Source organism: Streptomyces sp. XH2, from assembly GCF_049725035.1.
GTDB lineage: Bacteria > Actinomycetota > Actinomycetes > Streptomycetales > Streptomycetaceae > Streptomyces > Streptomyces roseoverticillatus.
The window spans coordinates 285660-298494 of sequence record NZ_JBMMMZ010000014.1 but is presented as its reverse complement, the minus strand read 5'-3'; the positions used below and the strand labels follow the sequence as shown (position 1 = coordinate 298494).

Genomic DNA, 12835 nt, shown 5'->3' with positions numbered 1-12835 from the left:
CACCCGTTTAAATCGTATGATGCAGCCTCGGCGAGGGGGCTGCACAGATGACGGTGGACACCAAGGAACGGCTGATCCGGGCTGCGGACACCGTGCTGCGGACGCAGGGCTACGCCAAGTCCAGCGCGCGGACGATCGCCAAGGAGGCGGGCGTCAACTCGGCGCTGGTCTTCTATCACTTCGGGGGCGTCGACCCGCTGCTGTTCGCCGCGCTCGACCGCTCCTCCACCGAGCGCATGGAGCTGCTCACCGAGGCCGTCGCGGGCGCCCGCACGCTGGAGGACCTGGTGGACGCGGGCACCCGCGTCTACCGCAGCGACATCGCCGGCGGGCACCTGACCCTGTTCTCCGAGCTCGTCGCCGCGGCCGTCGCGAAGCCGGAGCTGCGCGAGGAGATACGGGTCCGGGCGGAGCCGTGGATCTCCTTCGTCGAGCAGACCCTGGAGCGGGTCATCGGCGGGACGCCGCTCGCCCGCCTCACCCCGCCGCGCGACCTCGCCAACGCCGCGATCACCTTCTACCTCGGGGTCAACCTCTTCACCGTCCTCGACAGCGACCGCTCGCGCACGGAGTCGGTGTTCGCGATGGCCCGGCGGCTCGCGCCGCGCGCGCGGCTGCTGACCCGCCGACTGCCCGGTCTCGGCACGAAACGGCGCGCGCTCGACTGACGCGCGCCCCGGTGCGGAACCGCTCCGGGGCGCCGCCCGTCCAAGGGCCGTGCTGCCGTCGTACCCCCCGCAGAGCGGTGTCGGCCCGTGCCACCGGCCGGTTGCTGACCTCCCTCTCCGCCGCCTGCGGCGGGCAGCACGCCGTCGTCGGCGCGCCCCCTGTTTCCTCTGCGCCGACGGCGGGCGGGCCCGCGGGAGCGGCTCCCTCCGGGGCGCGTCCGAGGCGCGCGCACCCCGGCGTACGCCCCGCGGAACGCGCCCGCACACACATCGTTTCCACCGGCGCCGCGCGCCCCGCACGTCTGGCGTGCGCCGGGCCGGGGGAGCCAGGCTGGAGCGCATCGGGGGGACGGGGGTCATCATGCGGCCACGCGCGCCGCGGGCGGCGCTGCTCGCGCTCGTGCTCGCCGCCGTCTGCACGGCGGGGGCGCTGACCGGCTGCCGTGCGGGCCGGCAGCCCGCCGCCGCTGCCGGGGCCGCCGCGTCCGGGGCCCGCGCCCATCCCGGGCACGATCCGGCGTTCCTGGCCCGTGGGGAGTGCGCGGGGCGCGCCGCGGGCTCGTTCACCGAGGTGTCCTGCCGGAGCGCGGAGGCCGCCGCCCGGGTCCTCGCCCGCTACAACGGCCCCCGCTCCGGCGGCCCGCGCTGCCCCGACGAGACGGACTTCGTCCTGCACATCAACGCCCTCGACCAGGGCACCTCGGAGGAGAGCAGTGCGCCCGAGGGCTACGCCTGCATGCGCAACCTCCAGCCGCCGCACCCGGGCGACCCGGGCATGGGCGGCGGGCCCCTGACGGTGACCGGCGACTGTCTCTACGCCCAGCGGGACGGGGTGGTGAAGGAGACCGCCTGCGACGGCTCGGGGACCCGCGCCCCCGAGTACCGCGTCACGACGGAGGTCGGCGCGCGCCGGGAGTGCCCGCCCTCGACCGACCTGTACGTACAAGTGGGCGGCGGGGCACCCGTCGGGTGCGCCCGCCGCCTGTCCTGACCCCGCCGGTGCGGCGGGTCCGCCCTCGATACGGCTTGGAGCCTGTGCCCTACGGCCGCAGGCCCTTCCGCGGCTCGACGAGCGGCTTGTCGAGCTTCGCGTCGTACGTGGCGAGAGGCTTCGCGTGCGACGCGTCCTCCTTCACCGCCGCCGGGGCGACGCCCGCCCACTGCAGGACCTTGGCCGTGGCCGTGGCCCGCTCGTCGGCGACCAGCTGGGAGATGTTGGAGCCGTGGTTGCCGCCGGGCGCGTAGAAGCGGTAGTCGTCGCGCGCCGCCGCGTTCCTGCCGAGGCGGAACGGCTCGCTGCTCCACGGGTCGTTCTGCCCGTAGACGAAGAGCATCCGCTTGCTGTCCTCGCGCACCCAGCGGTCGACGTCCGCCATCGTGTTGCGCTTGAACTTCATCGGGATGTCCCGCGGCACGTAGGCGCGCGGCTGGACGGCGTCCGGGTACCGCAGCAGGCCCTTGAGGTGCGGGTACTTCACGGTGGGCGCGCCGAGCTCGGTGCCCGCCTGGTAGTAGTACGGCGTGAAGCGCTCCAGGCCCTGGTCGGTGTAGCCGTCGAAGCCCGAGATGGTGTCGATGAACTTGTACAGGTCATCGGTGGAGGCGTTCGTGGCGGGCACGGTCGCGCAGTCGCTCTGCAGGTGGTACTGCCAGAACGAGTAGACCAGGTCGAGGACGACGTTCTCGTAGGCCTTGTCGGCGTTGCCGATGACCTTGAACGTCTTGCCGTTCTCGTCGGCCCACTTCTGGTAGCGGGTGACGATCTCGCCGCGGCGCAGCAGCGCCTGGCGCTGCACCGAGTTCAGCTGGTTGCGGCAGGCCTGGTCGCCGACGTTCGCGAAGAACCGGTCGTAGGCCGAGTCGTCGTCGTTGTCGACGTCGTTGGGCGCGACGTAGGCGACGGTGCCGTTCATGTCGTCCGGGAAGAAGCGGCGGTAGTACGTGGCGGTCATGCCGCCCTTGCTGCCGCCGGTGGCCAGCCAGTTCCTGCCGTAGAGCGGCTTGAGGGCGGCGTAGAGGCGGTGCTGGTCGCCGGCCGCCTGGTAGATGTCCAGCTTCGACCAGTCGGCGGGCTGCGGCCGCGACGGGGTGAAGAACCGGTACTCCATCGACACCTGGTTGCCGTCGACGATGCGGGTCGGCTCGCTGCGGCCCGGGCTGGTGTTGACGTTGTAGCCGGAGGTGAAGAAGACGGTGGGCCGGTCGGTCGACTTGTGCAGCAGCGTGAAGCGCTGCCGGAACGTCCCCTTGGCCGGGTTCCGGTGGTCGACCGGCTGGTCGTAGGTCAGGACGAGGTAGCGGTAGCCCTCGTAGGGCTTCTCCTCGACCAGCTTCATCCCCGGGATCTTGAGGACGCGTTCCTTGATGTCCGGCTCGGTCGTTGCCGCTGCTGTCGCGGTGCCGCCGGCGCCGACGGTGCCCGTGAGCACCGCCAGTGCCAGCAGCCATCTGAATGCCTTACGCACTCACCCTCCCCTGGTTCGCACGGTCCGCCGCGAACCTACCGGGGGGCAGACCGGCGCACCAGCCCCTTTCCGTCAGCCGAGCGTCAGGACCACCTTGCCGCGCGTGCGTCCCGTCTCCACCAGCGCGTGGGCCTCCGCCGCCGCGGCGAGCGGAAGTTCGGCCGACACCTCCACCCGCAGCTCCCCCGACTCCACCAGTGCGGTGATCGCCTCCAGGGCCGCGCGGTCGGGCTCCACGAGGATGCCCGTGGCCCGGACGCCCCGCTCCTGTGCCGACCGGGCCGCCTCCGGGTCCACGCCCGAGGGGACCGCGACCAGCAGGCCGCCGGGCCGCAGGGCGGCCAGGGAGCGGAGCTGGTGGGCGGGGGTGCCGATCGAGTCCACCACCAGGTCCGCGTCGCGCACGTGGTCCTCGAAGCGGACGGCGGTGTGGTCGAGGACCTCGTCGGCGCCGAGGGAGCGGACGAAGTCCGCCTTCGCGGGACCGGACGTGCCGATCACGTACGCGCCGCGGGACTTGGCGATCTGCACGGCGAGGTGGCCGACGCCGCCCGCCGCCGCGTGCACCAGCACCCGCTGTCCCGGCCGCACCTCCGCCGTGTCGACGAGGATCTGCCAGGCGGTCAGCGCGGCCAGCGGCAGCGCCGCGGCCTCCGTGTGGGACAGGCCCGCCGGCTTGCGCGCGAAGTGCCGGGACGGGGCGGTGACGTACTCGGCGAAGGCCGCGGCCACGTGCGGGAAGCGCGGCATGCCGTACACCTCGTCCCCCGGCCGGAACAGCGTGACGCCGAAGCCCACCGCCTCCACCACCCCGGAGACGTCCCAGCCGAGCGTGAACGGCGGGTCGCCGAGCCAGCCGGCGATGCCCTCGCCGGCCCGCGTCTTGACGTCCACCGGATTGACGCCCGCGGCGCGCACCCGGACGAGGATCTCGGTCGGCCCCGGTTCGGGGCGCTCGACCTCGGCTAGGCGCAGGACCTCGGGGCCGCCGAAGCGGTCCTGGACGACTGCCCGCATACGGGCCGGGGGCGTGGACATGTGCTGCTCCTGTGCAGGGGGAGGTGACGACGACTGTTGGCGGCCGTTCGGCTGCCACACCATGCTGTGCGCCGCTCCCGGCACCGGCCAGACGGAACTTCCAGGTAACCGCCCTGGGACTGCCACGTGACAGGCCCGGAGGCTGCCACGTGACAGCCCGGGGACTGCCGCGTAACCGGCCCGGGAATACGCACCGGCCCCGGCCGGTTGCCTCCTCCGTGGAAGACCTGTGCCCCTGCCGCCCCCTCCTCGACCGGCTCGGCGACCGCTGGTCCGCCCTCACGCTCAGCCTGCTCGACGGCGGCCCGGCCTACTTCGGCGAGTTGGAGCGCCGGATGCGCCCGGTGAGCCGCAAGGTGCTGACGCAGACGCTGCGCGGGCTGGAGCGGGACGGGCTGGTGCACCGGACGGTCGAGGACGGACAGCCCGTCGTCCGCGTGGCCTACGGACTGACCGAGCTCGGGCGGAGCCTCACCGGGCCGCTCGCCGCCATCGAGGGCTGGCACGAGCGCCATCAAGAGACCGTGGAGCGGGCCCGGGCCGCCTACGACGCCGCGCGGCCCGGGCCGGGAGTGACCGCCCTGCGGGAGCGGGCCGCGCTCAGCCGGTGCGCTTGACGTACGTCACCATGACGACGCCGTTGCCGAACGTGCGGGTCCCCTTGAGCTCGTAGAGCTCCGGGGCGAACTCCGACGCGAAGAGGGGGATGCCCTTCCCCGCCACGAACGGGTTGATCTTGAGGACGATCTCGTCGATCTCGTCGCGCAGCTGCCCCGCGAGGCTCGCCCCGCCGCACAGCCAGATCCCCTTGCCCCGCTCCTGCTTGAGGCCGCGGACCAGCTCCACCACGTCGCCGGAGAAGACGGTGACCGCGGGGTCGGGGCTGACGGTGAGCGACTTCGAGACGACGTACTGCCGCAGGTGCGGGTACGGGCTGGTCATGCCGATCGACAGGCCGGGCTCGTAGGTGTTGCGGCCCATCAGGACCGTGTCGAAGTCCCTGTTGTCCGGGCCGAGTCCGACGGCCTCGCGGCCGCGCGCGGAGACCGTGTCGGGGTAGCTCTCGACCAGGGCGGCGACGTACGCGTCGTCCAGGATCGACATCATGAACCCGAACTCGTCGCCCGGGCCGGCGATGAAGCCGTCGATGGTGGTGGCGATGAAGTAGGTGAGCTTGCGCATGGGGTCCCCCGCTCGGTGCGAAGCGCCGTCTCTGAAGCCTTCCGGCGCCAACGTACCGGGCGGAGAACCCCCGGGGCCTACGCCGGCACCGCCTCGCCCGTGAACGTCCGCCACAGCTCCGCGTAGCGCCCCTCACGGGCCAGCAGCTCGGCGTGCGTGCCGTCCTCGGCGACGCGGCCGTGGTCGAGGACCACCACGCGGTCCGCGCGGGCCGCCGTGGTCAGCCGGTGGGCGACCACGAGCGTCGTGCGGCGCCCGGCCAGCCGCTCCGTGGCCTGGTTGACCAGCGCCTCGGTGGCGAGGTCGAGCGCGGCCGTGGCCTCGTCGAGCAGCAGGACGTCCGGGTCGACGAGCTCCGCGCGGGCCAGGGCGATCAGCTGGCGCTGGCCGGCGGAGAGGTTGCGGCCGCGCTCGGTGACCGCGTGCAGGTAGCCGCCGTCGAGCGTGGCGACCATGTCGTGCGCGCCGACCGCCCGCGCCGCGGCCTCCACCTCGGCGTCGGTGGCGTCCGGGCGCCCGTAGGCGATGGCGTCGCGCACCGTGCCGGGGAAGAGGTACGGCTCCTGCGGGACGACGCCGAGCCGGTGCCGGTAGCCGGTGGGGTCGAGCTCGCGCAGGTCGTGCCCGTCCACGAGGACGGCGCCGCTGGTCGGGTCGTAGAACCGCGCCACCAGCTTGACCAGGGTCGACTTGCCGGCGCCGGTCTCGCCGACGAACGCGACGGTCTGGCCGGCCGGGATCGTCAGCCGGATGCCGGACAGGGCGTGCTCGCCGTCGCCGTAGTGGAAGGCGACGTCGTCGAAGACGATCTCGCCGCTGAGCTCCCGCACCTCGCGCGGCCGCTCCGCCACGGGCGTGGTCGTCGGCTCGCGCAGCAGGCCCTGCACCCGGCCGAGCGAGACGGTGGCCTGCTGGTAGCCGTCAAAGACCTGCGACAGCTGCTGGACGGGGGCGAAGAACAGGTCGATGTAGAGCAGGTAGGCCACCAGCGCGCCCGCGGTCAGCGTGCCGTCGCCCACCCGGCCGGCACCGACGATCAGGACCGCGGCGGCGGCCACGGACGACAGCAGCTGCACGAACGGGAAGTAGACCGATATCAGCCACTGGCCGCGCACCCGCGCCTGCCGGTAGGACCGGCTGCGCTCCGCGAACCGCCGGGCGCCCGCCTCCTCGCGCCGGAACGCCTGCACGATGCGCAGGCCCGCGACGCTCTCCTGCAGGTCGGCGTTGACGAGCCCGACGCGCTCGCGCGCCAGCTCGTACGCCTTGACGCTCTGCCGGCGGAAGACGAACGTGCCGGCGACCAGCAGCGGCAGCGTCGCGAAGACCACGAGGGCCAGTTCCACGTCGATGACGAGGAGGGCGACGAGGATGCCGAAGAAGGTGAGGACGGAGACGACGGCGGTGACCAGGCCGGTCTGCAGGAACGTCGACAGGGCGTCCACGTCCGTCGTCATCCGCGTCATGATCTTGCCGGTGAGCTCTCGCTCGTAGTAGTCGAGCCCCAGCCGCTGCAGCTGGGCGAAGATCTTCACGCGCAGCGCGTAGAGGATGCGCTCGCCCGTACGGCCGGTCAGCCGGGTCTCCGCGACCTGGGCGGCCCACTGGACCACGACGACGAGCAGGGCCAGCCCCGAGGCCGCCCAGACCGCTCCCAGGGCGAGCTGCTGGACGCCCTTGTCGATGCCGTGCCGGATCAGGACGGGCAGCAGCAGGCCGGCGACGGCGTCGACGGCCACGAGCAGGAGGCTGAGGACGAGCGGCGCGCCGAAGCCGCGCAGCAGCTGCCGCAGCCCGTACGCCTCCTCGGGGCGCGCGGCCCGCTCCTCGTCCACGTCCGGGGTGTCGTCCGCGGGCGGCAGGGCGGCCACCTTGGCGAGCAGTTCGGGGGTGGCGGGCATGCCCGTGACGCCGTCGGCGGGGCCGGAGGGCTCGTCCTTGCGCACCCACAGGGCGGGAGTGACGCCGTTGACCACAGGGCGCGTGCGGCCCGCGGGCAGGCGGGGGGCCGCGGCGGGCGCCGCCTCCTCCGTGTGCGGCGCCTGGCCGGCCGGGTCCTTCACGACGCCCGCCAGCTCCCCGGGGTCCGTCAGCAGCGCGCGATACCTCTCGCAGCGCTCCTCCAGCTCCTCCGCCGTGCCGACGTCCACGAGCCTGCCGCCGTCCAGCACGGCGATCCGGTCGGCGAGCGCCAGCGTCGACGCGCGGTGGGCGATGAGGAGGGTCGTGCGGCCCGCCATGACGCCGCGCAGCGCCTCGTGGATCTCGTGCTCCACGCGTGCGTCGACCGCGGACGTCGCGTCGTCCAGGAGGAGCAGGCGCGGGTCGGTGAGGATCGCGCGGGCGAGGGCGATGCGCTGGCGCTGGCCGCCGGAGAGGGTCAGGCCCTGCTCGCCGACGGCGGTGTCGTAGCCGTCGGGGAGTTCGCTGATGAAGCCGTCCGCCTGGGCGGCGCGCGCGGCGGCGCGGATCTGCTCGTCGGTGGCGTCCGGGTGCCCGTAGGCGATGTTCTCGCGGATGCTGTCGGAGAACAGGAAGCTGTCCTCGGGCACGAGGCCGATGGCGGCGCGCAGGGAGGACAGCGTGAGGTCGCGGACGTCGTGGCCGCCGACGCGCACGGTGCCGCCGGTGACGTCGTAGAAGCGCGGCAGCAGCAGGGAGACGGTGGACTTGCCGCTGCCGGAGGCGCCGACGACGGCCACGGTCTCGCCGGGCTCGATGCGCAGGGAGAAGCCGTCGAGGACGGACCGGGCCGGGTCGTAGCCGAAGGAGACCTTGTCGAACTCGACCGTGGCGGGGGCGTCCGCGGGCAGCTCGTGCGCGTCCGGGCGCTCCTGGACGACCGGCTCGGTGTCGACGAGTTCGAGGACGCGCTCGACGCCCGCGCGGGCCTGCTGGCCGACGGTGAGGACCATGGTGAGCATCCGCACGGGGCCGACGAGCTGCGCGAGGTAGGTCGAGAAGGCGACGAACGTGCCGAGGGTGATCTGGCCGCGGGTGGCCATCCAGCCGCCGAGGGCGAGCATGGCGACCTGGCCGAGGGCGGGGACGGCCTGGAGGGCCGGGGTGTAGCGGGAGTTGAGGCGCACGGTCCGCAGGCGGCCGGCGAAGAGCCTGCGGCTCACCTCGCGGAGCTTGGCGGTCTCCTGCTCCTCCTGGCCGAAGCCCTTGACGACGCGCACGCCGGTGACGGAGCCGTCCACGACGCCGGCGACGGCCGCGGCCTGTCCCTGGGCGTACCAGGTGGCGGGGAAGAGCCGGGTGCGGCTGTGCTTGGCGAGGAACCACAGCGCGGGGGCGACGGCCAGGGCGACGACGGTCAGGAGCGGGGAGAGGGCCACCATCACGACGAGCGAGATGGCGAAGAGCATGAGGTTGCCGATCATCATCGGCAGCATGAAGAGCAGGCTCTGGATCAGCTGGAGGTCGCTGGTGGCGCGGCCGACGACCTGTCCGGTGGACAGCTCGTCCTGGCGGCGCCCGTCGAGCCGGGTGATCGCGGCGTGCATCTCGGTCCGCAGGTCGTGCTGGACGTCGAGGGCGAGCCGGCCGCCGTAGTAGCGGCGGACGTACGTCAGGCCGTAGACGACTACGGCGGCGGCTATGAGGAGCGCGGCCCAGGGGGCCAGGGGGCGCTGGTGGGAGCCGATCACGTCGTCGATGATCAGCTTGGGTATGAGGGGCACGAGCGCCATGACGGCCATGCCGGCGAGCGAGGAGCCGAGGGCGAGGAGCACCGCGGTGCGGTAGCGCCAGCAGTAGCCGGCGAGCCGCCTGGCCCATCCTTGACCTGTCGTGTCCTTCGCCGCTGCCACCCGAGCCTCCCGCGCTGCCGCTCTCGTCCTGCTGACGGAGGGCCCAACGCCCTGGACTGCGGATTTCATCCCGCCGCAACAAGGGACGGGCGGGAGGCCGGGGTGTGCGCACGCGCTACGGCCGCGGCAGGCGCACCGTGAGCGCGTAGAGGCGGGTGATCTGCGCAGGGTTCTGGTTGTCGTCGCTCACCAGCAGCAGACGGAGGAAGCCTCCGCTCCGTTTCGTGACGACGAGGCCCTCGATGTTGTCGAGGAGGGGGTTCCGCTGGGGCTGCCGCGCGGTCGCGCCCAGGGACGGGCACGCGCCGAGGTCGGCGAGGAGCTCCTTGCCCACGGGCCGGGTGGCGGGGCCGCCCGGCAGGTCGGTGACGGCGGTGACGTCGCTCGCGCGGCGCGGGTCCGCGAGGTAGAGCCGTACGGTGTTGCCGGCGCCCGCCGTGAAGCCGCGCTCCAGGACCAGAAGGCGGCCGTCGCCCGCCGCGGCGATCTCGGCGACGCCGAGGCCCTTGTCGACCGGGTAGGCGTACTGCGGGCCGAGGGCGAACTCCTGCCGGCCCTGCCGCTGCCAGCTCTGCAGGCGCACCAGCGGCCTCCCGGCGGTGTCCGGCCCGTCACCGGCCAGGGACTGCTCCATGGAGGCGATCAGCGTGCGCCCGCCGGGCTGGAGGGTCAGCCCCTCGAAGGTCTGGTTGGGCACGGCGCGGCCGGCCGGGGCGACGCGCAGCGCGCCGGGCACCGGGAGGCGGCCCAGCAGCTTGCCGTCCTTGCCGAAGCGGCGCACGGAGGGCTCGGTCTCGGACGTGACCAGCCGGGTGCCGTCGCGGTCGACGACCAGGCCCTCGGAGTCGAGCGGGCCGCCCTTCTCATCGGCGAGGTCCACGACCCGTACGGGCATCGCGGACGGCGCCCCGCGGCCCTTCTGCCGTACGTCGAGGGAGAACAGCTGGGAGCGGTCGGAGAGCGCCGCGACGGTGCCGTCCTCGTCGGCCGCGAGGGCCGAGAGGTTGCCCACGAACGCTCCCTGGAACGTCGTCTTGTCCAGGGCGTCGGAGAAGCCGTCGATCCGCACGGAGGGCGAGCACGCGTGCGCGTGCGCGTACGGCTGCCGGGGCGCCGCGGCGGCGGCCGTCGGGGTCAGGCACGTGGCCGCGGCCAGCGCGGCAGCGGCGGCGGCAAGCGCGGATCGGGTACGCACGGGGCGGGCCTCCTGGGGCGGCTGCGGTCTGTTGCGCTCACCGTAGGTCGCCCGAGGGGGTACGGGAGTTGATTCGTGTGAACGTACGGGAAATACATGCTGCCGCGGCTCCCGCCCGTCACAGCCCCGGCATGAACTGCAGCAGCAGGTCGATGAGTTTGATGCCGGCGAAGGGCGCGATCAGCCCGCCCATCCCGTACAGGCCGAGGTTGCGGCGCAGCAGGGCGTGCGCGCTGGAGGGGGCGTAGCGGACGCCGCGCAGGGCGAGGGGGATCAGGGCGACGATGACCAGGGCGTTGAAGATGATCGCGGAGGTGATGGCCGAGGTCGGGCTGTGCAGGCCCATGACGTTGAGCTTCTCCAGGCCCTCGTAGCCGGCCACGCCGCCGAACATGGCCGGGACGATCGCGAAGTACTTGGCGACGTCGTTGCAGATGGAGAAGGTGGTGAGCGCGCCGCGGGTGATGAGCAGCTGCTTGCCGATCTCGACGATCTCGATGAGCTTGGTGGGGTTGGAGTCCAGGTCCACCATGTTCCCGGCCTCCTTGGCGGCCGAGGTGCCGGTGTTCATGGCCACGCCCACGTCCGCCTGCGCCAGCGCGGGAGCGTCGTTCGTGCCGTCGCCCGTCATCGCCACGAGCTTGCCGCCGGCCTGCTCCTCGCGGATGCGGGCGAGCTTGTGCTCGGGGGTCGCCTCGGCGATGTAGTCGTCCACCCCGGCCTCGGCGGCGATGGCCTTGGCGGTGAGCGGGTTGTCGCCGGTGACCATGACGGTCCTGATGCCCATGGCGCGCAGTTCGGCGAAGCGCTCGGCGATGCCGGGCTTGACGACGTCCTTGAGGTGGACGGCGCCGAGGACCCGGCAGCCGTCGGCGTCCTCCAGGGCGACGAGCAGCGGGGTGCCGCCGCCGGCCGCGATGGAGTCCGCGATCCAGCCGGCCTCGGCGGGGACCTCGCCGCCGCGCCGGGTCACCCACTGCGCGACCGCGCTGCCGGCGCCCTTGCGGATGCGGCAGAACTCCCCGTCGTAGGCGAAGTCCGCCCCGCTCATCCGCGTCTGCGCGGAGAACGGCACGAAGCGGCCGTGCGCGAACTCGCCCTCGCCGTGCCGGATCCCGTAGTGCTCCGCGAGGGCGACGATGGAGCGGCCTTCGGGCGTCTCGTCGGCCAGGGAGGCGAGCTGCGCGGCGTCGGCCAGGAGCTCGTGCGGGATGCCCTTGACGGGCACGAAGGAGGCCGCCTGGCGGTTGCCCAGGGTGATGGTCCCGGTCTTGTCCAGGAGGAGCGTGTTGACGTCCCCGGCGGCCTCCACGGCACGCCCGGACAGGGCGAGGACGTTGCGCTGGACGAGGCGGTCCATGCCGGCGATGCCGATCGCCGACAGCAGGGCGCCGATGGTCGTGGGGATGAGAGTGACGAGAAGCGCGACGAGGACGGTGATGCTCTGCGGGGCGCCCGCCCAGCCCGCCATGGGCTGCAGCGACACCACCGCCAGGATGAAGATCACGGTCAGGGAGGCGAGCAGGATGTTCAGGGCCAGCTCGTTGGGCGTCTTCTGCCGGCTGGTGCCCTCGACCAGGGCGATCATGCGGTCGAGGAAGGTGTGGCCGGGGCGCGAGGTGATGCGGACGACGATCCGGTCGGAGAGCACCTTCGTCCCTCCGGTGACGCCCGAGCGGTCGCCGCCCGCCTCGCGGATGACCGGCGCGGACTCGCCCGTGATGGCCGACTCGTCCACCGAGGCGACGCCTTCGACGACCTCGCCGTCACCGGGGACGATGCCACCCGCCTCCACGAACACGAAGTCCTGCGGGCGCAGGTCCGCGGCGACCACGCGCTCCTCGTACCAGTCGCGCCGGTCCATGCCGACCCGCCACGAGCGCAGCCGGCGGGCGACGGTGGTGTCGCGGGTGCGGCGCAGCGTCTCGGCCTGGGCCTTGCCGCGGCCCTCGGCGACGGCCTCGGCCAGGTTGGCGAAGAGCACGGTCAGCCACAGCCAGACGCTGATGAGCCAGGTGAAGGCGGACGGGTCGAGGACCGCGGAGAGGGTGGTGAGGACGGAGCCGGCCTCGACCACGAACAGCACCGGGTGCTTGACCATGACCCGGGGGTGCAGTTTGCGGAAGGCGTCCGGGACGGAGGCCGCCAGCTGGCGGAGGTCGACGGCACCGCCGGCCACCCGACGGTGCCGTTTCCGCCCGGGCGCGGGCGGGGCGGGGACGGGGGCGGCGACGTCCTGTTCGGGGAGCAGGTGCAGCGACAACGGGGTGGCCTTCGACGGAGGTGGGCGATCAGGGCGGTGATCACCCCAGCCAACCGTCCGGGCACGGGCCGTCACCGGATCCTTACGCGGCCTTGTCGGGCGGCGGGTCCGGGCTTACGCACCTTTGACGCGGCCGCACGGGCCCCCGAAGACGGAAGCGGGGGGGGGGGGGGGGGGGGGGGGGGCGGGCCCGCCCGCGGGGGGCCGGG

General features: G+C 73.5%; 9 protein-coding genes. 3 read left to right on the top strand and 6 right to left on the bottom strand.

The genetic code is table 11. From position 1 onward, the window contains the following. Positions 1-47 precede the first annotated feature (47 nt). Together ACOTKD_RS28740 and ACOTKD_RS28735 are read left to right on the top strand one after the other, a co-directional pair. On the top strand, positions 48-668 hold the full coding sequence (locus ACOTKD_RS28740; RefSeq protein WP_424891889.1) for a TetR/AcrR family transcriptional regulator: 621 nt from the start codon (positions 48-50) through the stop codon (positions 666-668). Positions 669-1029: 361 nt separating this feature from the next. Further along, complete coding sequence (locus tag ACOTKD_RS28735) at positions 1030-1659, top strand: hypothetical protein (protein WP_424891888.1); 630 nt, start codon at positions 1030-1032, stop codon at positions 1657-1659. A 49-nt stretch (positions 1660-1708) separates the two neighbouring features. Here ACOTKD_RS28735 and ACOTKD_RS28730 read toward each other — a convergent pair whose 3' ends face one another. Both ACOTKD_RS28730 and ACOTKD_RS28725 read right to left on the bottom strand, forming a co-directional pair. Then, entirely contained in the window at positions 1709-3133 is a 1425-nt protein-coding gene (locus tag ACOTKD_RS28730) for a S28 family serine protease (protein ID WP_424891887.1), read from the bottom strand. A gap of 72 nt (positions 3134-3205) precedes the next feature. After that, positions 3206-4171 (bottom strand): NADP-dependent oxidoreductase, encoded by a 966-nt coding sequence (locus tag ACOTKD_RS28725; protein WP_424891886.1) that lies wholly within the window; start codon positions 4169-4171, stop codon positions 3206-3208. A gap of 218 nt (positions 4172-4389) precedes the next feature. Between ACOTKD_RS28725 and ACOTKD_RS28720 the strand changes: the two genes are divergently transcribed. Further along, a complete protein-coding gene (locus ACOTKD_RS28720; RefSeq protein WP_424891885.1) occupies positions 4390-4788 on the top strand; it encodes a winged helix-turn-helix transcriptional regulator in 399 nt (132 codons plus the stop codon). On the opposite strand, the gene ACOTKD_RS28715 is transcribed toward ACOTKD_RS28720, so the two are convergent. The 4 genes from ACOTKD_RS28715 to kdpB all read right to left on the bottom strand — a co-directional run bounded on the left by ACOTKD_RS28715 (position 4772) and on the right by kdpB (position 12464). Next, complete coding sequence (locus ACOTKD_RS28715) at positions 4772-5353, bottom strand: dihydrofolate reductase family protein (protein WP_424891884.1); 582 nt, start codon at positions 5351-5353, stop codon at positions 4772-4774. The two genes, ACOTKD_RS28720 and ACOTKD_RS28715, sit on opposite strands and share 17 nt — an antisense overlap. Before the next feature lie 77 nt (positions 5354-5430). Then, positions 5431-9237 (bottom strand): ABC transporter ATP-binding protein, encoded by a 3807-nt coding sequence (locus ACOTKD_RS28710; protein WP_424891883.1) that lies wholly within the window; start codon positions 9235-9237, stop codon positions 5431-5433. A gap of 46 nt (positions 9238-9283) precedes the next feature. Further along, positions 9284-10363: an esterase-like activity of phytase family protein gene (locus ACOTKD_RS28705; protein ID WP_424891882.1), complete on the bottom strand. Its 1080-nt coding sequence runs from the start codon at positions 10361-10363 to the stop codon at positions 9284-9286. Positions 10364-10481: 118 nt separating this feature from the next. Next, positions 10482-12464 carry a potassium-transporting ATPase subunit KdpB gene (kdpB, locus tag ACOTKD_RS28700; RefSeq protein WP_424891921.1) on the bottom strand — a complete coding sequence of 661 codons (1983 nt, stop codon included), beginning with the start codon at positions 12462-12464 and terminating at the stop codon, positions 10482-10484. Between the last annotated feature and the right edge of the window lie 371 nt (positions 12465-12835).